Origin of the sequence: Acinetobacter sp. YH12254 (genome assembly GCF_013417415.1) — a bacterium.
Classification (GTDB): domain Bacteria; phylum Pseudomonadota; class Gammaproteobacteria; order Pseudomonadales; family Moraxellaceae; genus Acinetobacter; species Acinetobacter pseudolwoffii.
On the sequence record NZ_VPEB01000014.1, the window covers coordinates 63022 to 82218 of the forward strand.

The following is a 19197-nucleotide window of genomic DNA, read 5'->3' on the forward strand; positions in this document are numbered from 1 at the left end:
CATGCGTCATCGTAATAGTGGTGTGAAATTAGGCCGTACAAGCAGCCATCGTAAAGCGATGTTCCAAAACATGGCTAACTCTTTGTTCGAGCACGAGTTGATCAAAACAACTGTGCCTAAAGCGAAAGAGTTACGTCGTGTAGCTGAGCCTTTAATCACTTTAGCTAAAAACGATACAGTAGCAAACCGTCGTTTGGCGTTTGCTCGTACTCGTTCAGCAGCAACTGTTGGTAAATTATTTACCGTTCTTGGCCCTCGTTACAAAGAGCGTAACGGCGGTTATCTACGTGTTCTTAAAGCGGGCTTCCGTGCAGGTGATGCTGCACCGATGGCTTACGTTGAGCTAGTAGATCGCGAAGTTAACTAATTTCGTGAAGAATAACGCGAGTTGTTCGAAAAGGTCGGTTGAATAAACCGGCCTTTTTTAATGTCTGAAATTTATTTTCAGGTATTTGCATCATGCAGAACTAATCTGAATCTGGCCTGAAAAGATAAAAAAATAATGGCTTTTTATCAAACTTGACATTGTGTATTGTCAATTTTGTGATTTAATAAAAACAGATAGTATCGCTTAGGTAAAAGAACAATATGGAAAAGCAAATCGATATTTTAATTGTGGGTGCGGGGATCTCGGGAATTGGTCTGGCAGCGCATCTTTCTAAACATTGTCCGCAGCGCTCATTTGAAATTATTGAGCGACGTGCCAGCATTGGCGGAACCTGGGATTTATTTAAATATCCGGGAATTCGTTCTGATTCGGATATGTCGACCTTTGGTTTTAATTTTAAACCTTGGAAAAAAGCCAGTGTACTTGCCGATGGCGCTTCGATTAAGGGTTATCTGGCCGAAGTAGTAGATGAATTTAATCTGGAATCGAAAATTCATTATCAACACCGTGTGTTAACCGCCAACTATGATTCTATGACCTGTAAATGGTCAGTAGAGATTGAGGATGAACACAGCAAGAAGCAGATCTGGATTGCGAATTTTGTACTGAGTTGTACCGGTTATTACAATTATGACCAAGGTTTTCAGCCTGAGTTTCCAAATCAGGAGGCTTTTAAAGGTCAATTCATTCATCCGCAGCATTGGCCGGAAAATTTAGATTATCAGGGCAAAAAAGTGGTGATCATTGGTAGTGGTGCCACCGCGATTACTTTAGTTCCAGCGATGGTCAAAGGCGGCGCCGGGCATGTGACCATGTTACAGCGTTCTCCGACCTATATCGCTTCAGTGCCCTCTATTGATATGATTTATGCAAAGATGCGGCAGTATCTACCAGAAGATGTGGCCTATAAAATTACCCGTGCCCGGAATATTGGGATGCAGCGCGGAATTTATGCCCTGGCACAAAAACAGCCAAAACTGTTAAAAACGCTGTTACTTAAATCCGTGCAGTTTCAGCTCAAAGGTAAAGTGGATATGAAACACTTTACCCCGAATTATGAGCCGTGGGATCAGCGCCTATGCGTGGTGCCGGATGGTGATCTGTTTAAAATTTTACGTGAAGGGCAGGCATCAGTTGTAACCGATCAGATCGAAAGCTTGACTGAAACCGGCATTCAGCTGAAATCGGGTCAACATCTGGAGGCAGATATTATCGTTTCAGCCACAGGCTTAAATATCCAGATTCTTGGTGGAATTCAGGCGACGATGGATGGTCAGCCTATCGATACCTCACAACATATGCTGTATAGAGGCATCATGGTTAGTGATGTGCCGAATATGGCGCTAATTATTGGTTATATCAATGCCTCTTGGACTTTAAAAGTGGATATTGCCGCTGAGTACATTTGCCGTTTGCTGAACTATATGGATCAGCAGGACTATGCTGAAGTCATCGCTCAGGGTGATCAGACTGAATTGCTAGAGGATACTGTGATGGGTAGTCTCAGTTCGGGCTATATTGCCCGTGCCGCAGATGTGATGCCAAAACAAGGTAAACATGCTCCGTGGAAAGTCAGCAATAATTATCTCGCAGACCGCAAGGAACTCAAACAGGCTTCCTTTGAAGATGGGGTGCTGAAATTTAAAAAAAACAGCAAGGCTCTCAAACATAAACCGCGTCTGGTCTCTTAAAGTCGGATATCGAACTAAAGAAAAAGGAGTCCTGAGTGACTCCTTTTTTATGCGTCCAGTTTACAGTGAACGTGCAATCAGTTCTTTCATGATTTCGTTGGTACCAGCATAAATCCGGTTGGCGCGGTTGTCGATATAGGCCCGGGCAATTGGATATTCCAGCATATAGCCATAACCACCATGCAATTGCAGGCATTCATCTACCACCTTGCTACACATTTCTGAAATCTTGTATTTGGCCGCAGCAGCGGCATCGATGCCTAGTTCTTGCTTGAGTTGCAGCTCCATGCAGCGATCCAGATAAGCGCGACAAAACTCGATTTCGGTACGCATTTCTGCCAGTTTAAAGCGGGTATTCTGAAAATGGCTAATACTCTTGCCAAAGGCCTGACGTTCCTTGGTGTATTTCACTGTATGTGCGAAAGCAGCTTCAGCGCCAGCCTGACACATAATTGCCACAATCAGGCGTTCCCAGGCCAGTTCTTTCATCAACATCATAAAGCCCATGCCTTCCAGACCGAGCAAGTTTTCTTGTGGTACGCGTACATCGTCAAAGAACAGCTCGCAAGTATCCTGGCCTTTCATGCCGATTTTATTCAGCGGTTTAGCTTTGCTAAATCCGGCCCGGTCGGCTTCGACCATAATCAATGAGAGATTGGCCGAGCCTTTGTCACTATGACCGGTCTTGCAGACCACAATCGCCATATCACAGAGATAGCCATTGGTAATAAAGATCTTGGATCCATTAATCACATAGTCATCGCCATCCAGTACCGCAGAGGTACGTACTGCTTGCAGGTCAGAGCCGATTCCTGGTTCGGTCATGGCAATCGCGGTGACGACTTCTCCAGACGCCATTTTGGGTAACCACTGCTGTTTTTGAGCATCATTGCCAAAGTTCAGCAGGTAATTGGCGACAATATCTGAATGTAATGAAAACCCCGTGGCTGAATCACCAGCATAAGCCTGTTCTTCAATCAGAATCATGCTATACAGCCGGTCTACCCCAGAGCCGCCATATTGCTCTGGCATGGTGGCGCAGAGTAGTCCCAGTTCACCCGCTTTAGTCCAGAGCTCTCGATCCACATGCTGTTGCTTTTCATAGCGCTCGCTATGCGGAATAACTTCCTTTTCATAAAACTTGCGTACGGTTTGACGAAATGCTTCATGTTCGGCAGTAAAAAGCTGGCGGGGTAGCATCGGGGCAAGCGGGCGAATGGCTGCAGATTGCATCTTGTTATTCCTTATTCTGATCTGTTTGCTTTAAAGTAGGTCAAGCATAGATCAGCAACAATGAGCGGAATGTTCAAATAACTTAAATATGCTGATGCTTTTGGTCATTTGTATGAAATCCCTCGAAATTCAGCGATGGCTTCAGGTAAACTATTCCGGTTTATAACGAATTGGGGAAATTCGATGACTGATGACATCACCTTAGAAGAGCGCAAAGTGATTTATCGCGCGCGTCGTGGCCTAAAAGAGCTGGATGTGTATTTTGATCCCTACGTAAAAAACTACTACTTAACTGCTGATCCGTTTGAAAAGCAGATGTTTGCTGAGTTGGTCGATCAGGAAGATCCAGATCTGCTGGACTGGTTTATGGAAGTCTCTGAGCCGCCGCGTCCTGAATTAAAAGATTTGATCAAGAAGCTTAAATTTTACGTTCATGGATAATCGCTGTTTCAAGCTGAAACGCAGTTATTGTGCACTGGCGTTTCAGCTTTTTATTTTTGCACTGTTGATGTACCTGCTGTATCAGCTACTGCCAATTACAATTTGGCTATTGTGTGCTGTGATGGGACTGGTGATTTATCAGCTGTTTTATCGCAAGACGCCCCAGATTGAACAGTTTGAATATCTGGATGGACGTGAATGGTCATTGACGGCCAAATCTCGGCCCACCTGTCGGGTATGTGTTAGTCATGTGATTGATCATCAAGCTTATATTGTGGTGTATTTTCAGCACGCCAAGGCTCAGCCTTTATTGATCTGGTGTGACCAATTGCCGCTAAAACAATGGAAATCCCTGAAAGTTCTGACCAAACTTATCTAGTTGTCAGACAACGCTATTTTAATCACTTGATTGAAATTTCAATAAAACAGATACTTAGATCATTAACGCGCTTTCATTGTCAGACAAAAAATAATAATGACTTATCAGTAAGATAAATTGTATGACAATTTCCCACCTATGTTTTATTTTTAGCCTGTACATTGAACGCACCAACAGCAAATACGAGAGAACTCAATAGAATCTCCAGTGTGGATGTTTTTGATCGTAGTGATTGTTTCAGCTTTGGGGGTTGGACAATTCGCGACGGTGCTGAAGGATAAATTTTCATCTTAATCAAGCAGAGTTATTACCGGCTCTCTGTTTGTACAGTTAATAAGTAGCATGTGCTGAACCGTCGCAATGCTACTTTTTTTTGCCCAAAATTTGGGAATTCAACAGATCAAGTCAATTGCAGTCGGCCAGTTTGATGGCACAGTGTCTGGTCCGGATTAGAGTAAATACTCTTTTATTCACAAAATGCTTCTGATATCTTTAGCAGAAAGATGGACATAATCACAATTATAGAGGACAGGAAAATGTCAGGCGTCCGTAAAATATGCCAAGGTATGGCGACCATTGCAATAACAACAACAGTATTAACGGGGTGTTCCCATGTCATTAAAACCGGTGCCAATGTCGCACTGGGTTTTACCGAAAACCATATTGTCCCGCCAATTTTAGCCATGGATGATGCCGAGATGGTCTGTAATTCAGGCAATTCTCTAACTCCGGCCATCATGGCAACCAAAGAAATGGGAGCGGATCCGACCCGGGTAGCCGTATTGATGTATTCGGCTGCCGGCATTTGTGCCGAGCAAAAGGCGCTGGAAGCTGAGTTACGCTATTTGCGGGCTTCAAAATCCAACCAGGTAGCGGAAGCCCAAGATGCGCGAATCGAGCAGAAGCGCTGGGCGGCTCTAGCGGCACAGCGTCAATATACCGGTTATCAATTGTTCCAGAGCCGTTATGAAAAAAAATATCAAAAAGCCTTGGGTGAAGAATGTCCGCGCATGAACAGCGATATGGAGCAAACGGTTTATCTGCTGGGCATGTTGAGTGGTTTACAAGCCATGACCAATGATATTAATTCAGGCGGCGCAGTGCATGTGCCCAAAGATATCGCTGCCGTGGTCGAGCGTGGTATGACCTGTCTGGATAATGCCAAATTCTGGGGAGCACCGAATGCTACGCGTGCTGTGATCTGGACTTTATTGCCAGGTGCAAGCGATGGTAAACCTGATCCTTACCAAACATTAAAACAATCTACACAAATTGGTGAGCAAAAAGGTGTACGTTTATCGCACGCTTTATATGCTGTAGCAGCACAGGCCAGTGGTGACGATGCCAAAATCCGCGATGCTTTAAAAACCTTTGCGCAGGCCCGTACTGAGGAAAAGCCGGTAAATCCACAATTCAAACTGATCGACAGTATGGCAGCGATTATGGTTGGTGGAATTTCAGACCGTTACTGGACAGAAAATACTGGTGTGCGCAGCGCCGATGATGGCATGCAACGTTTCTGGGATGAATCAGACAGCTCTTCGGAACTCGATGACCTGTTCAGTGCAGACCTGTAACCCAGATAGCCTGCATAGAATTTTAAGGATGAAATTAAACTAGATGGTTAGGGAGAAGCATAAGCTGATGCTAGATCAACATGTTCGACGAAAAATTATTTTTCTAGCGGCTTTTGTCTCTCTCTGTGCATGTCTGCAAATTTTCAAGGATAGTTTCATCTACTGGCAAGAGAGTTTGCTCAGTGAGTTTTGGCGACTGTGGACGGCACATTGGGTACATGTGGGGTGGACCCATTATTTCCTGAATATTCTCGCTTTTATCTGTCTGCCTTTTATTTTTCCACGCGCTACTCTATGGCACTTTTCTGCCATTTTACTGATCTTGCCACCTTTGATCAGTTTAAGTTTTTATTTTTTCTTACCCAATATTGAAGCCTACGCTGGCTTGTCGGGTGTGCTGCATGGTGCCTATGTTGCCGTTGCCTGTGTACATTTGCTGTATAAGCGGGAACGCAGTTTTGCTGCACTGGTGTTATTTTTGATCTTTGGCAAACTGGTCTGGGAAAATACCATTGGCAATGTCGGAACCGCACAGCTGATTGGCAGTCCGGTCTTGGTCGAAGCACATTTGCTCGGGGTAATTTGGGGAGTGATGTTGGCGCTGGGCTATATTGTCAGCAACTATTTTCGGGATAGCTAAAGTGAAGCAATCAATAAAGCACTTGGCAGAAAAAACAAAAAGAAAATATAAATTGTCATTTTTATTGTGCTGATTTTGATGCAGAGTCAAAACATAGAATAAAAATCCTGACCTTTGAAAAGGAATTTTCGGGGACAGAAGGAAAGATCAGCGTCCTAGAACAAACACAGGCCGCTAAAATAAAAATAGGAATATACATGCAAAATGATGATCAAAACAGATCAGGATTAGGTCTGTTGCGTTATATCTGGACAGAGTGGATCTCGACCTTCGTGGTGCTGGTCTTGCTTTTGCTCACACTGATTATTGGTACTGGAGAAATGATTCACGGCCAGTTGCTGCGCATGGGGGAGCGTCTCTATGGCGATCCGGCAACCGGGATGCAATATTCATTTTTACGTGCTGAACCGACACGTCCACAATGTGAACGCAAGATCAATGTCGATCAGCGTGTTCAGCAGCAGATGAAAGCCGATGCAGCCGATGAATATGCTGATTTCTTCGGCGTGCGCTCGCAAGCGGATGTCCGGGCTGCGGTATTACAGGCACAGCAGGTTTGTGAAGAATCTTATCTGTTCTACGATAAAGCCATTCAACATGTCGAAGCACAACCGAGTATTCGGGCTTATCGGGCCTTTGAAACGTCTTTCTTTGGAATATTCAAGTTTGGCACTGAGAACCGGGCCTTGCTCTTGGTCATCATGGTGGTATTCGCTGCGATCAGTGCCACCCTAAAAACCCATCATATTGGTCTGCGTAGTCCAAGTACAGGTATCGATTTTAAAGTCTATTCGGTCGCCATGCTGCTGGGTAATGCTTTTCTGGCATTCTCATCCTACAGTCAATACCAGTCTGTGCTGAACTCGGGCGTACCGATGGGCGAGATGAAATACATCTACTGGCTGTGGATGATTCTGTTTAGCAGCTTAACCTTAATCAGTTTATATCAGGTGGTTAAACAACCAAAACCAACGCGTGAGGGCGGCAGTTTTGGTCTGGCCTTTTTGAGTGTGCCACTGTATGCCTATATGGCCATTATTACCGGAATAAACTTCACCTTCTTTATGGATTATCCAATGGGACAGGGGATTTATCTGGGGCAACTGGTCGAGTTTTCCAGTATTTTCCTGAATCTGGCCTTGTTTATCTGGGCCGGTATGTTACTGAAACAGACCCGTGTGGTAGATATGTTCCTGAACATTCTGCGTCCATGGAATCTGGCCCCTGAAACCTTGACCTGGTTAATTCTGCTGGCCGCTGCCTTACCGACTGCCTATACCGGTGCATCAGGAATTTTCGTGATTGCCGCAGGTGCGATCATTTATAAGGAAGTCTGGAATGCAGGTGGACGCCGTCAGTTTGCACTGGCCGCCACTGCAATGTCCGGTTCGCTGGGTGTGATCTTACGTCCATGCTTGCTGATCGTCGTGGTAGCATCACTGAATAAAGAAGTAACTACTGATTTGCTCTATCACTATGGAATTTATGTCTTCCTACTCAGCTCGACTTTATTCCTGGTAATTTCTTTATTCTTTGCAGAAAATAAATTCCGGATTGCCGCACCAACCATCGCAGCTCCTCAATCAGGTCGTGCCTTCCTTGCGATTATTCCTTATATCGTGATTTTTATTCTGATCTGGCTATTCTACAAATATGCTTTGTCGACAGACCTGAATGAATTTACCGCCCCTGTGATGATGCCGGTCATTCTGCTGATGATTGTCTTATATGATAAATTACGTCATGAACCGGCACCGTTGCCACCGGTCGGTCATTGGGATGAGACTTTGAATGCGACCTTACATTCGAGAAATACCCCTGAACTGGCGACAGCTGCTAGCGTGGCCAATGTAGAATATCGTGAAGCAGAGCATGCGGGGCAGCGAGATAAAGAATTGGCTGTTGATCATGGTGTAAAGCGTTCAAATGCTACAGAAATCCTGCGCAAGGTGGGTTTCTGGAAGTCAATGCATATCTCCACCAGTGAAACCGTGGGGCATATTGGTGCGCTGGTGATCCTGATGGCACTTTCTGTGAGTGTCGGTGGCTTGCTGGAACGTATGGAAATTATGGAAGCGTTTCCAACCGATATCAGCAGTACTATTCTGGTCATTTCCCTGATTGTCGGCTTGATGATTTTTGTCGGAATGATTATGGATCCGTTTGGTGCGGTGATTCTGATCTCGGCGACTGTTGCTCCAGTGGCTTATCAATACGGCATTCATCCGGTGCATTTCTGGATGATCACCCTGATTGGCTTTGAACTGGGCTATGTGACGCCACCGGTGGCACTGAACCATCTGTTGGCCAGACAATCCATTGGCAATGCCGAAGTGGCTGAAGCGGATGCAGAAGTACGCCATCTGTCTTTTTACTACCGTTATGAACGCTGGATTTTACCGGTGATTGTGCTGCTGCCTGCAATGCTGATCATCGCCTATGTGCCTTATGTCTTTAAGCTGTTCGGTTGGTATCCATAAAAGATATACACTAAAAAAGCACCTACGGGTGCTTTTTTAATTTAATCTGAATTCTTGGCTCAGATTTTAGATGAATTCAGGCGCTTTTGCAGGATTGGGCTACACAGCAGAATCGCGCAGAAAATCAACCCTAATCCGATCAGGCTATATAGATCAGGAACCTCCTGCCAGAACAGAAAACCCCATATGCCGGCAAAGAAAATCGCCACATAATTCACCGGGCCAATTTGTCCTGCCGACGCCAGTTTGTAAGCATTTGACATCAATAACTGACTGAAATTGGTTAGAATGCCGGCAGTAATCAGATAGCTGAAGTTCTGTCAGAGTATAGGGCCGCCACACCCAAAACATCGGAATCACTGAAATCAGGCTGCCAATCAAACAGAAATAAAATACGATTTTTTCTGGAGATTCGGTTTTGGTCAGCGCTCGAACTGTAACAAAAGCCATACATGGTAATCAGACCGACCACCGCACGCCAGGTGCGCATCCACAGTTTTTCAGTGTTAAAAAATCCGCGACCTTGGTTAAAAATGAAAGGCAGGAAAATAAACAGCCCGACCACATTACGGAAGAAAACCACAGTAGCATGATCAACCGTTTGTGAGGCATAACGGATACATACGCCCATCACTGAAAATAAAAAAGCAGAGCAGGTCAGTAAAATAATGGCTTTGAATAGTGGTGAGGTGGCTGTGGTAGACAGGGAGCCAATTTGGCTAGAAGATCTGCAGATCTTCTAGCCAAAATGCATCAAGATTATTGGCCTTGAGCCAGTTGTGCTTCGAGTAGCTTGATCTGTTCCTCTTTCAATTGAATGAGCTGGTCAGCATCGCTGTGCTGCGCATCTAGCGTGGCTTTTTGCTCATTGAGCTGAACTTGAATATCGGCTAATTTGGCCATCTCTTCATTGGCCAAAGTAGCATTTTCCGGCACTGGCGCTTTTAACAGGCTGCCGCTGATTAATGCTTTGGTCTCGAGTGCCTCAGTCGCATTGCTTGCATCTGTATCTTCTTCAGTTGTCGCTGTAGATGTGGTTGCCGGAACAGCTGCGATTTCCTCCTGTTGCATGCGTTGTGTCTCCTTCGAAGGTGCATTCAACCATTGATAGAGCAGCACCAATACAACGACAGTAACTAAAGCCCCCATAATCCCCATTAAAAGTTTGGGGTTATTTCTTTGTTCTACTGACATAGCTTGAACCTTGATTTTTTATTTTGCTGAATGAGGTTTAAACTGAATCACGCCAATTTCATCTGGAACAGCTGGTGTTTCTGGTTGGTCAACATGTGTGGGACGATTTTCTTCATAACCACACTCGATACATTCAATCCACTCATCTTCACCAGAGGTCAGCATGACGACACGATCTAACGCTTGACATTTTGGACATTTTGCGCCTGCAATGAAACGACGTTTAATGGTCATCATACTCACCTTGTGATCAACTTAAAAAGCTAGTTTAAGCGTTTTTAGAGCGGTTCGTCCAACCTTGATGACGTAGCAATGCATCTATTTTTGGCTCGCGTCCGCGGAAATTGATAAATGCGTCAAGTGCTTGATCTTTTCCGCCAACTGCGAGGATATTTTCCCGAAACTGTTTTCCAGTGGTGGTATTAAAAATCCCTTCATTTTCGAAACGGTCGAAGGCATCACTGGCCAAAACTTCGGCCCATTTATAGGAATAATATCCCGCTGCATAACCGCCGGCAAAAATATGACTGAAGCTGTGCTGGAAACGGTTATAGTCGGTGGTGGGCAGAACTGCATATTTTTCACGAATTTCATTCAGTGTGGCCTGAACCTGTTCCGCATTTGAAGCCGGATTGGCACGGTGAATACTCAAGTCAAACAAGGCAAATTCAAGTTGACGCAGGGTTTGCATACCGGATTGGAAGAAACGTGCATCGAGCAGGGCTTTGAGCAGGTCGGCCGGCAAAGATTCCTTGGTTTCAATATGTTCACTGAGCAGATTCAGACTGTCCTGATCCCAAGCCCAGAATTCCATAAACTGGCTTGGCAGCTCCACGGCATCCCAAGCCACGCCATGCGTACCTGCCACCGCGATATTGTCCACTTCAGTCAGCATATGATGCAGGCCGTGACCAAATTCATGGAACAGGGTAATCACTTCATCATGCGTGAGCAGTGCAGGTCGGTTGCCAACAGGTGGAGTAAAGTTACCCACCATATAGCAGATCGGTTTTTGCAGGCCATCACGGGTCTGCATGCGCGAACGGAAACCGCTCATCCAGGCACCACCACGTTTGCCTTGGCGTGCATACAGGTCAAAATAGAAACCGCCAATCACCTGACCTTGATCTTCCAGTTCGAAATAACGCGCCTCTGGATGCCAAACCGGCGCTTCACGTTCAATCACCTGAATGTCATACAGGCGATTGACAATACTGAACAGGCCCTGCAGGATTTTTGGTGCAGGGAAATAAGGTTTCAGCGCTTCCTGTGACAGATTGAACTGCTGCATTTTCAGCTTTTCTGAATAATAGCTGCTGTCCCAAGGTTTCAGTTCATCAATACCATCTTCAGCGGCAATGGCTTTTAGTTCTGCAATTTCCTTGGTTGCCGGCGCACGGGCATGCTCTGCCAGATCACGCAAGAATTCGTCTACTGCTTCTACACTTGGCGCCATTTTGCTGGCCAGGGACAATTCTGCATAATTGTTGAAGCCGAGCAGCTTGGCCATTTCCTGACGTAAGCTGAGGATTTCTTCAATTAAGGCGGTATTGTCAAATTCAGTCTGTTCGGACTGATCTGAAGCGCGCGTGGTATAGGCTTTATACAGCTCTTCACGCAGTTCACGATGTTCCGCATGGGTCATGATTGCCAGATAAGACGGGAAATCTAGCGTAGCCACCGGCTGATCCAGCTCGCGTTGCTGGCCATATTGTTTTAACAGCTCAATATTACTTTCAGAGAGACCCGCTAACTCATCTTCAGCTAATGGTCTGAAATAAGCCTGAGTCGCATCCAGCACATGGTTGGAGAAGTCGGAAGATAATTGGGACAGGCGTGCAGAAATTTCCGCATAACGTTTCTTCGCTTCGCCTTCTAAGGCCACACCAGACAGTTTGAAGTCACGTAAGGCCAGTTTGATGGCACTTTGCTGGGCTGCAGGTAATTCATTAAAAATTGATGCATCATGAACATGCTGATAAGTTTGATACAGCGCCGTATGTTGACCTAGTTGTGTATAGTATTCGCTCAGACCCGGTAATAAGGCTTGATAGACGTCACGGGTTTCGGCATTGTTCATCACGGCATTCAGATGCGATAACACGCCCCAGGATTCACTCATATTATTTTCGAGGGTATCGACCTGTTCCAGAATCTCAAGTTGGGCCTGAACCGAGTCTGGCGTGTCAGTCAGTTCATTTAAAAACTTTTGTCCGGCTTGAATGGTTGTTTCAATTTTTTCTTTGAGATCGGCCAGGGTAATCTGATCAAATTGTGGAACAGGCAAAGTTGCCTTTTCTAAAGTCATGTCGGTCTGCCAAATTAATTTTCTATATTCAGTCTAGATGTAGGGCCTTTGGTGGGGGAAATCAAGGTAGTTAAAGTTTTTTCTCTAGCTTTGTATTTAATATTTTCAATTCTTTATTAATATTTTGAAGCTGTTCAATAAATCCACCATCAGATGAAGGTAAGGCTTCTAGTTCATTTATATCGATGATGGAAATATCAGTGATTTGAGTTTTCCATAAGTTTAAAGGGTGCTGATACCAATACGTGACTTTCATGGTGATAGGATTATTATCTAAAGCCTCTCTGAGGCCGCCGTATTGTCCCCAATCGTATATATAGCTCTGATTGGGTGGAAATACTTTGACTCCATGTTTGAAAATACCGCTATCAAAATAATCTTTTGAAGCATTTAATTTTTTAATTCCGAAGGCCCGTTTAGGAATGGGTTGATCACTCGATATTTGTACATTATAGGCAATGGATTTTCCTATATTCTTTATCTGTAGTTGAATGAAAGATTGCTTACCGTAATGCGGAAGAGCAAAAACTATAATTTGTGGTTGCTGATCAGATTTAAATACGGCATAAGTCACAAGCAAAGCCATTAAAGAAATGATCAAAGTAAAAATAGTTATGGTATTCATTCTTATAATTTTTCCTATTTTAATATTTTGATTATAAATAAAAAAGAGCGCCGTAGCGCTCTTTTTATACTGTCAAAAATTATTCAGTCTTGGCTTTTGCATTCGACTTTTTCTTTTTGATCTTGGTCTTTTTCTTTACTTTATCTTTAGCCTTTGCTTCAGGCTTTGCTGCAGATTTTTTAGCAGACTTGCTGTTGTAAGAGCTGGGTTTTCCTTTGGCTTTTTTGCGTCGTATGGGCTGTTCTCCATCGGCATTCAGGCTGGATTTAGACTCGCGCTCATTCTTGCTAAAAACCTCTTCTGTTGCTGCTGGACGTACTGCCGGTTTTTTCTCGCTCACGCGCGGCGCACGGGCTCGGATCGCACGGCCGGCATGACTGAGCTGTTGTACCAGTTCAAAGTCGATCTTGCGCTCTTCCAGATTGACACCAGCCACCTTGATCTTGACTTCATCGCCCAGACCAAAGACCTGACCACGATTCTGGCCGACCAGATTCTGGCTGACTTGATCAAAGACAAAGAAGTCATCGCCCAACTGGCTGACATGCACCATACCATCCACATACAGGTCTTTTAGCGTCACAAACAGGCCAAACTCTGCTGTCGCACTAATGATGCCAACAAATTCTTCGCCCAGATGCTGCTGCATATAATGACATTTCAACCAGGTCGTCACCGAGCGAGAGGCTTCATCGGCACGGCGTTCAGTGGCAGAGAAATGTGTTCCTGCTTCATCTAAAGCTCCACCTGAAAGCGGAGATGGCTTTTTATTTAAATGCGCTTTAATGGCACGATGCAATAACAGATCTGGATAACGTCGAATTGGCGAAGTGAAATGTGTGTACGCCTCATAAGCCAGACCGTAGTGCCCCGCATTGTTAGGGCCGTAATAAGCCTGCATCATGGAGCGTAATAACACCGCATGAATGCTTGGTGCATCTATGCGGTCTTTGGTCGCTTCAATCACCGCCTGATAATCTGCTTGGGTCGGTTGCTCCGGGAATTTCAAACCAAGCAGCTTGACGAAATCACGGACTTTTTGAATACGCGAGAACTCAGGTGGCTCATGTACGCGGTACAACATCGGAATTTCATTTTTCAATGCATATTCTGCGGCTGCCACGTTGGCCAGCAACATACATTCTTCAATCAGCTTATGCGCATCATTACGGCTACGCGGCAAAATCTCTTTAATTCCGCCCAGCTCATCAAAAGTCATATACGTTTCAACGGTTTCAAATTCCATGGCATGGCGTTCAGCACGTAAGCCTTTCAGAACCTGGTACAGCTGGAACAGGGTGTTGATCGACTTGCGAACTTCGCGATCTTCGGTAATGGCCTGACTGTCGCCTTCCAGATATTGGGCGACCTGATCATAAGTCAAACGTGCTTTAGAGTGCATCACGGATGGATAGAACTCAAAACCGGTAACACGACCGGCACGTGACAGTTTTAAATCACAGACCATACAGAGACGATCAACAGCCGGATTTAAAGAACACAAGCCATTCGACAAGGCTTCAGGCAGCATTGGTAAAACAAAGTGCGGGAAGTAGACAGAAGTTCCGCGTTCCTGAGCTTCATCGTCCAGTGGTTTGCCTGTACGTACATAATGACTGACATCGGCAATCGCTACGACCACGCGATAGCCACCGCCCGGACGTTTTTCAGCATATACTGCATCATCAAAGTCACGTGCATCTTCACCATCAATGGTGACCAAAGCTAAATCACGCAGATCCACACGACCTTCACGGTCTTTTTCTGTTGGTTCTTTAAAGCTTTCTGCATCCTGAATCACTTCTTCCGGGAATTCATACGGTAAACCATATTCTAAAATGGTTTGTGGAATGATGATTTCGGTATCGGCTTTATCTGCCATGGACTGGACAATATGACCGGTCGCAAATTCTTCACGGGTCGGATAAGTATCAATCGCCACGCGAATCGAATCACCCAGATTGACTTGCGCATGTTCAATCAGTTCTTTTTCAAGAGTAATGGGCTGATGCGCATTTGGGCTGGCAGGTTGAACAAAGTATTCACCTTCATATAGGGAAACTTTACCAATGATCTGCTTAACGCGGTGCTGCACAACTTCAGTCACATAACCCCAGGCTTTACCTTTACGGTCTACTGAAGTTTGACGTACTTTGACACGGTCGCCATTAAAGACCAGCCGTAGTTCACGCTCAGCCAGTAAGAGATCGTCCTGGCCAGAAATGTTGGCAGTTCCCATCCCGCGGGAATTGATATAAACCGTCGCTTCGGATTCAGGCTGCTCGACGGCAATCTGGAATTTATAACCATCTTTCATCAATTGCCCGTCACGTACCATCGCAATTAAACGATGACTGAGAGCATCAATACTTTTTTGATCTGCAATTTCGAAATGTTCTACCAGGTCGGCATGAGACTGGGCATTATTTTTTTCTATGGTTTCTAAAATTAGCGTACGGCTTGGGATAGGGTTGTCATAACGTTCGGCTTCAGCTTTTGCTTCAGGATCGACCCAGTTTTTCATCATGTCTTTAAATTTATCTTAGGAGATAGGTTTAGCATAAAACATGTGTGCGCAGACTGCACGTAAATGATTGCAATAATCCATTTAAGTTTTCAATTTTCTGTTCATTTTAGATAACTGGAAATTTATTCGGTTTTTTGAGCAGGAAAATGTACGAAAAATCGCTGAATTGCTTAAAAAGTATTTAAACGAGCAAAAATATGCACTTTTTTTCGATGCTGCGCTTGCAGTGCCATGCCGAAATTTGTATTATGGCCGCACGTTACGGTGAGATGGGTGAGTGGCTGAAACCACGTCCCTGCTAAGGACGCATACGGGTAACTGTATCGAGGGTTCGAATCCCTCTCTCACCGCCACGCTTACTTATATCGCGCGCTCATAGCTCAGCTGGATAGAGCACTTGGCTACGAACTAAGGGGTCGGGAGTTCGAATCTCTCTGAGCGCACCAAGTAAGTTAAGCAGAAAAACGTATTGCCAACCTAGGCACACAAGTTACGCGCTCATAGCTCAGCTGGATAGAGCACTTGGCTACGAACTAAGGGGTCGGGAGTTCGAATCTCTCTGAGCGCACCAACTTGAACAATCAACCGCTTTCATAGCGGTTTTTTTGTGCCTGAAATTTGGGAACATCTTTCTCGGTATTTGCTGTGTACTTTTCATCAGGATGAAATGGAGCTTGTCGCCACATTGAATGCAGCGTCAAAGTCCGGATGGTATTAATTGTTTTTAGCTCTAAATGTGCAGAAATTCTCACAGAAAACTGTCAATACTGCTGTATCGTTTAATTACTATACATTCAGTTGTGCTTTTATTAAAAAACACTTAACAAGCCTTAAAAAAACCGTATAATGCACCCCATCAAGACGTCGCGCTCATAGCTCAGCTGGATAGAGCACTTGGCTACGAACTAAGGGGTCGGGAGTTCGAATCTCTCTGAGCGCACCAATCTTGATAAGAATTCTGAAAAAACCGCACATTGATGCGGTTTTTTTACGTCTGTGATATTTAAAGCTTTTTCATATAAAAAACCAATAACTACCGATTCGTTGATTATCTTAATTTTTGCTGCACCTTGAGTGCATAGACGGTATTGCCACCCACCGCAGGTAATACATCGTGATAGGGCAGACTGCGCATGGCCCTTAATAAAAACGGTGCCTGATCATGAATCTTCATGCTGCTGGTGATTTGGAACAGATTACCTTGTGATTGCGGCAATAGCTTCATGCCGCCTTTGACAAACTTTAAGTCGCCACCATTGGCATTGAACTGATTCTGCAAGGGATCGGGCTGGTAAAAACGCATCTTGAAGTTAAATGGAATCTGAATCACGCCTAAGCCCACTGAAACTTTATAGTTGGCATCTACACTTTGGGTATTGATCGGGTTAAGTTCGACTTTCTTGATCTGGCGCGGGAAAAGCTGTTGACTGGCTTGTGCAGCCAACCACGGTCGTAGCTTGTCTACCGAATGCGGAAAGTATTGATAGGTGCTGCTAAATCTCAAATTTTCTGACGCTTTTCCTTCTTTGACCTGATAGCTGGGCAAAATAAAACTGACCGGTTGGCCGGATTTTTGACTAAGCTGGGCAATCTTCTGTAGCTGTTGTGAATTAAATTTCAGTTGTGGAGTCGGGGCGGTGAGTGTTGTGGCATGACTGGTTTTAAAGCGCTGTTGCAATGCTTCGAGTAGAAATGCGTTAGTACCGGGAGGAATGCCAAGTTTGGCTTCAGGCAGGGCATTGAGAATTTTACTAAATAGAAAACCTTTGGGCTGGTTCAGGTCGCCCCACTGGGTCACTGTCACCAGAGTTCTGTGCGGATCAAGCGCGAACCATTCCAGTTTTCCCGCGCCATAAGGAATGGGTGCATCAATAATTAAAGTGCTGATGCTGTTATTGCCCAGATGATGCTGCATCACCACGGTTTCTTTGAAGTTCAATATCGGAATTGGTGTGGGGATATGCACCTGATATTTGACCTGCTGAATCGAGCCTTGCTGTTCTAGAATCTTGGCCGACTTTAAAGTCGGAAACAGGCCAACATAATCCGGATAATGCTGTAGCAATTTCTCGACCTGTGTTTCAGCCACAGGCAAAACCACGGCGGCACTATAAAATTGTGCCTTGCTGGTGGCCTTACTGTTTAAGGTAGGAAGCTGGGTTTTAGTCACCGGATGCGCATAAATCAGAATCCTTTCGCCTGTCAATTCTGCCAATTGTTGGGCATTGCCCGGATAAGCACTCAGGCTACTGGGTAATTCTGCATCCAAGGGAATGATCTTGGCCAGTGATAGAGTAGACAGACCCGAACAGATACCGATTGCAATACATTGCTTGAATCCTTTCATTCAACATCCTGTTGCATATTTTTTGTTTTAATTGCTGTTTATTTAAAACTAAATACACGTTTTTCCAAAGCAAAGTTATGTAATTGATGCGTCAGGCCATAAGCATTGTGCATATTTTGCTATAGTATTGGGCAAGATTTTATTTTTTTGATGTGATGCTATGACTGAGTCAGCACCGACTTTATCGACCCGTTATTTTCTGACTTTAGAAGAATCTCAGGATGGTTTTGCCTTGGCGACTTTTGGCAAAAAGCAGATTTCACGTTTTCTGACGCCTCTGGTCAGTATCGGGATTATCCTTTGGGGCTTTTCGATGGGCTTTGACGGGGTAGGACGCTATTACGTGGCTTTGGGGGCATTCTTCCTGATCCTGCAAGGCATCATGCGTTACTGGTTTCTGCCGATGATGTTTAAACGCCAGTTCGTCAAATATCAGTTTGGTAAGAGTGAACAAGGCCTTGATCTGTATCAGGACTATGCGGAGATTTTTAATAATGAGCGTAGCAAGCTGGTAGCGTATAGTGAAGTGCAGAATTTTGCTGCCGGCAAACTGACCTATATGCTGGAACTGAAAAACCGTACCGTCATCATTGTGCCAAAACGTGCCTTTAAAGATGCGACTGAGCAAAACATTTTTGAGAATGCATTTAAAAAATAATCCAGAGATCGATATAAAGACAAATAAAGGAAAGTTTTGATCATGAGTACACGCCCATCCAAAATTGTCTGCGTTGGTCGCAGTTATGCCGATCATGCCAAAGAACTCGGAAATGCGATCCCTGATCGTCCGGTCTTATTTATTAAGCCACCGAGTGCCTTAGGCTCGCTTGATGCAGGGATTGAATGGAATCCGGAGTGGGGCAACTGCCACTATGAATGTGAACTCAGTTTGCGTATTGACCGGACTTTAAGCAAAGAAAATGATCCTGTAAAAGCACTGCAAGCGGTGGGTGCGGTGACTTTAGGTCTGGACTTGACCCTGCGTGACTTGCAGGATGAACTCAAGAAAAAAGGCCAGCCTTGGGAACGTGCCAAAGCCTTTGATGGTTCGTGTCTGTTGTCAGACTGGATTCCTGTGAATGATGTGGTCGCGGACTGGCAAGATGTGCATTACACTTTGGAGGTGAATGAAGAACTGCGTCAAAAAGGCGATACCGCTTTATTGATTTTTGATATCGCGACTTTACTGGCAGATATCAGCCAGGTATTCACTTTAGAAGAAGGTGATGTGGTGATGACGGGTACACCCGCAGGTGTGGCGGCATTGCATGCAGGCGATCAGTTAAAAATGACCCTGAAAGGCCAGTCTCAGGATTATATCTGGACGACTTGGGTTAAATAAGCTGAACGGTTTATTTTTTGATTGA

General features: G+C 44.8%; 16 protein-coding genes, 4 tRNA genes and 1 pseudogene. 13 read left to right on the forward strand and 8 right to left on the reverse strand.

Annotation, left to right across the window (positions count from 1 at the left end; translation table 11 throughout):
• Position 1 precedes the first annotated feature (1 nt).
• On the forward strand, positions 2-367 hold the full coding sequence (gene rplQ / locus FTV29_RS11310) for a 50S ribosomal protein L17 (protein WP_004281488.1): 366 nt from the start codon (positions 2-4) through the stop codon (positions 365-367).
• A gap of 221 nt (positions 368-588) precedes the next feature.
• Entirely contained in the window at positions 589-2079 is a 1491-nt protein-coding gene (locus tag FTV29_RS11315; RefSeq protein WP_159138629.1) for an NAD(P)/FAD-dependent oxidoreductase, read from the forward strand.
• Between the two features lie 60 nt (positions 2080-2139).
• Here FTV29_RS11315 and FTV29_RS11320 read toward each other — a convergent pair whose 3' ends face one another.
• Complete coding sequence (locus FTV29_RS11320; RefSeq protein ID WP_180075519.1) at positions 2140-3312, reverse strand: acyl-CoA dehydrogenase family protein; 1173 nt, start codon at positions 3310-3312, stop codon at positions 2140-2142.
• A 183-nt stretch (positions 3313-3495) separates the two neighbouring features.
• On the opposite strand from FTV29_RS11320, the gene FTV29_RS11325 reads away from it, so the two are divergent.
• From FTV29_RS11325 to FTV29_RS11345, 5 genes are all read left to right on the forward strand, one after another.
• A complete protein-coding gene (locus tag FTV29_RS11325) occupies positions 3496-3753 on the forward strand; it encodes a succinate dehydrogenase assembly factor 2 (RefSeq protein WP_005094125.1) in 258 nt (85 codons plus the stop codon).
• Positions 3746-4132, forward strand: a complete 387-nt coding sequence (locus tag FTV29_RS11330) for a hypothetical protein (RefSeq protein ID WP_159138627.1) — start codon at positions 3746-3748, stop codon at positions 4130-4132. The genes FTV29_RS11325 and FTV29_RS11330 overlap by 8 nt, the downstream gene beginning before the upstream one ends.
• A gap of 536 nt (positions 4133-4668) precedes the next feature.
• Positions 4669-5709, forward strand: coding sequence for a hypothetical protein (locus FTV29_RS11335; RefSeq protein WP_005094123.1), 1041 nt, complete (start codon positions 4669-4671; stop codon positions 5707-5709).
• A gap of 67 nt (positions 5710-5776) precedes the next feature.
• The gene (rrtA, locus tag FTV29_RS11340; protein ID WP_159138626.1) at positions 5777-6349 is read left to right on the forward strand and encodes a rhombosortase; all 573 of its coding nucleotides are present in this window, start codon (positions 5777-5779) and stop codon (positions 6347-6349) included.
• Between the two features lie 197 nt (positions 6350-6546).
• Positions 6547-8829 (forward strand): TRAP transporter large permease subunit, encoded by a 2283-nt coding sequence (locus tag FTV29_RS11345; RefSeq protein WP_180075520.1) that lies wholly within the window; start codon positions 6547-6549, stop codon positions 8827-8829.
• Between the two features lie 59 nt (positions 8830-8888).
• Here the strand turns inward: FTV29_RS11345 and FTV29_RS11350 are convergent.
• From FTV29_RS11350 to rnr, 6 genes and pseudogenes are all read right to left on the reverse strand, one after another.
• Positions 8889-9535: pseudogene (locus tag FTV29_RS11350) on the reverse strand (DMT family transporter).
• Positions 9536-9588: 53 nt separating this feature from the next.
• On the reverse strand, positions 9589-10023 hold the full coding sequence (locus tag FTV29_RS11355; RefSeq protein ID WP_159138624.1) for a hypothetical protein: 435 nt from the start codon (positions 10021-10023) through the stop codon (positions 9589-9591).
• Between the two features lie 18 nt (positions 10024-10041).
• Positions 10042-10251, reverse strand: coding sequence for a YheV family putative zinc ribbon protein (locus FTV29_RS11360; RefSeq protein WP_171509128.1), 210 nt, complete (start codon positions 10249-10251; stop codon positions 10042-10044).
• A gap of 40 nt (positions 10252-10291) precedes the next feature.
• Positions 10292-12346: a M3 family metallopeptidase gene (locus FTV29_RS11365; protein ID WP_171294114.1), complete on the reverse strand. Its 2055-nt coding sequence runs from the start codon at positions 12344-12346 to the stop codon at positions 10292-10294.
• A gap of 55 nt (positions 12347-12401) precedes the next feature.
• Positions 12402-12956, reverse strand: a complete 555-nt coding sequence (locus FTV29_RS11370) for a hypothetical protein (RefSeq protein ID WP_159138621.1) — start codon at positions 12954-12956, stop codon at positions 12402-12404.
• Between the two features lie 79 nt (positions 12957-13035).
• Positions 13036-15483, reverse strand: a complete 2448-nt coding sequence (rnr, locus tag FTV29_RS11375) for a ribonuclease R (RefSeq protein WP_159138620.1) — start codon at positions 15481-15483, stop codon at positions 13036-13038.
• A 263-nt stretch (positions 15484-15746) separates the two neighbouring features.
• Between rnr and FTV29_RS11380 the strand changes: the two genes are divergently transcribed.
• From FTV29_RS11380 to FTV29_RS11395, 4 genes are all read left to right on the forward strand, one after another.
• A tRNA-Ser gene (locus FTV29_RS11380) sits at positions 15747-15836 on the forward strand.
• Between the two features lie 16 nt (positions 15837-15852).
• A tRNA-Arg gene (locus tag FTV29_RS11385) sits at positions 15853-15929 on the forward strand.
• A 48-nt stretch (positions 15930-15977) separates the two neighbouring features.
• Positions 15978-16054: transfer RNA gene (locus FTV29_RS11390), tRNA-Arg, on the forward strand.
• Positions 16055-16349: 295 nt separating this feature from the next.
• Positions 16350-16426: transfer RNA gene (locus tag FTV29_RS11395), tRNA-Arg, on the forward strand.
• Positions 16427-16531: 105 nt separating this feature from the next.
• Here FTV29_RS11395 and FTV29_RS11400 read toward each other — a convergent pair.
• Positions 16532-17830 (reverse strand): SRPBCC family protein, encoded by a 1299-nt coding sequence (locus FTV29_RS11400; protein ID WP_159138619.1) that lies wholly within the window; start codon positions 17828-17830, stop codon positions 16532-16534.
• Positions 17831-17990: 160 nt separating this feature from the next.
• Here FTV29_RS11400 and FTV29_RS11405 point away from each other — a divergent pair, with 160 nt between their 5' ends.
• Together FTV29_RS11405 and FTV29_RS11410 are read left to right on the forward strand one after the other, a co-directional pair.
• A complete protein-coding gene (locus FTV29_RS11405; RefSeq protein WP_005168696.1) occupies positions 17991-18488 on the forward strand; it encodes a YcxB family protein in 498 nt (165 codons plus the stop codon).
• A 42-nt stretch (positions 18489-18530) separates the two neighbouring features.
• On the forward strand, positions 18531-19172 hold the full coding sequence (locus FTV29_RS11410; RefSeq protein ID WP_074383570.1) for a fumarylacetoacetate hydrolase family protein: 642 nt from the start codon (positions 18531-18533) through the stop codon (positions 19170-19172).
• The last annotated feature ends 25 nt before the right edge of the window (positions 19173-19197 follow it).

What these genes read in the sequence shown, in the direction of transcription:
- rplQ (WP_004281488.1), top strand. Translation starts at nt 2, where the DNA reads ATGCGTCATCGTAATAGTGGTGTGAAATTAGGCCGTACAAGCAGCCAT.
- FTV29_RS11315 (WP_159138629.1), top strand. Translation starts at nt 589, where the DNA reads ATGGAAAAGCAAATCGATATTTTAATTGTGGGTGCGGGGATCTCGGGA.
- FTV29_RS11320 (WP_180075519.1), bottom strand. Translation starts at nt 3,312, where the DNA reads ATGCAATCTGCAGCCATTCGCCCGCTTGCCCCGATGCTACCCCGCCAG.
- FTV29_RS11325 (WP_005094125.1), top strand. Translation starts at nt 3,496, where the DNA reads ATGACTGATGACATCACCTTAGAAGAGCGCAAAGTGATTTATCGCGCG.
- FTV29_RS11330 (WP_159138627.1), top strand. Translation starts at nt 3,746, where the DNA reads ATGGATAATCGCTGTTTCAAGCTGAAACGCAGTTATTGTGCACTGGCG.
- FTV29_RS11335 (WP_005094123.1), top strand. Translation starts at nt 4,669, where the DNA reads ATGTCAGGCGTCCGTAAAATATGCCAAGGTATGGCGACCATTGCAATA.
- rrtA (WP_159138626.1), top strand. Translation starts at nt 5,777, where the DNA reads ATGCTAGATCAACATGTTCGACGAAAAATTATTTTTCTAGCGGCTTTT.
- FTV29_RS11345 (WP_180075520.1), top strand. Translation starts at nt 6,547, where the DNA reads ATGCAAAATGATGATCAAAACAGATCAGGATTAGGTCTGTTGCGTTAT.
- FTV29_RS11355 (WP_159138624.1), bottom strand. Translation starts at nt 10,023, where the DNA reads ATGTCAGTAGAACAAAGAAATAACCCCAAACTTTTAATGGGGATTATG.
- FTV29_RS11370 (WP_159138621.1), bottom strand. Translation starts at nt 12,956, where the DNA reads ATGAATACCATAACTATTTTTACTTTGATCATTTCTTTAATGGCTTTG.
- rnr (WP_159138620.1), bottom strand. Translation starts at nt 15,483, where the DNA reads ATGATGAAAAACTGGGTCGATCCTGAAGCAAAAGCTGAAGCCGAACGT.
- FTV29_RS11400 (WP_159138619.1), bottom strand. Translation starts at nt 17,830, where the DNA reads ATGAAAGGATTCAAGCAATGTATTGCAATCGGTATCTGTTCGGGTCTG.
- FTV29_RS11405 (WP_005168696.1), top strand. Translation starts at nt 17,991, where the DNA reads ATGACTGAGTCAGCACCGACTTTATCGACCCGTTATTTTCTGACTTTA.
- FTV29_RS11410 (WP_074383570.1), top strand. Translation starts at nt 18,531, where the DNA reads ATGAGTACACGCCCATCCAAAATTGTCTGCGTTGGTCGCAGTTATGCC.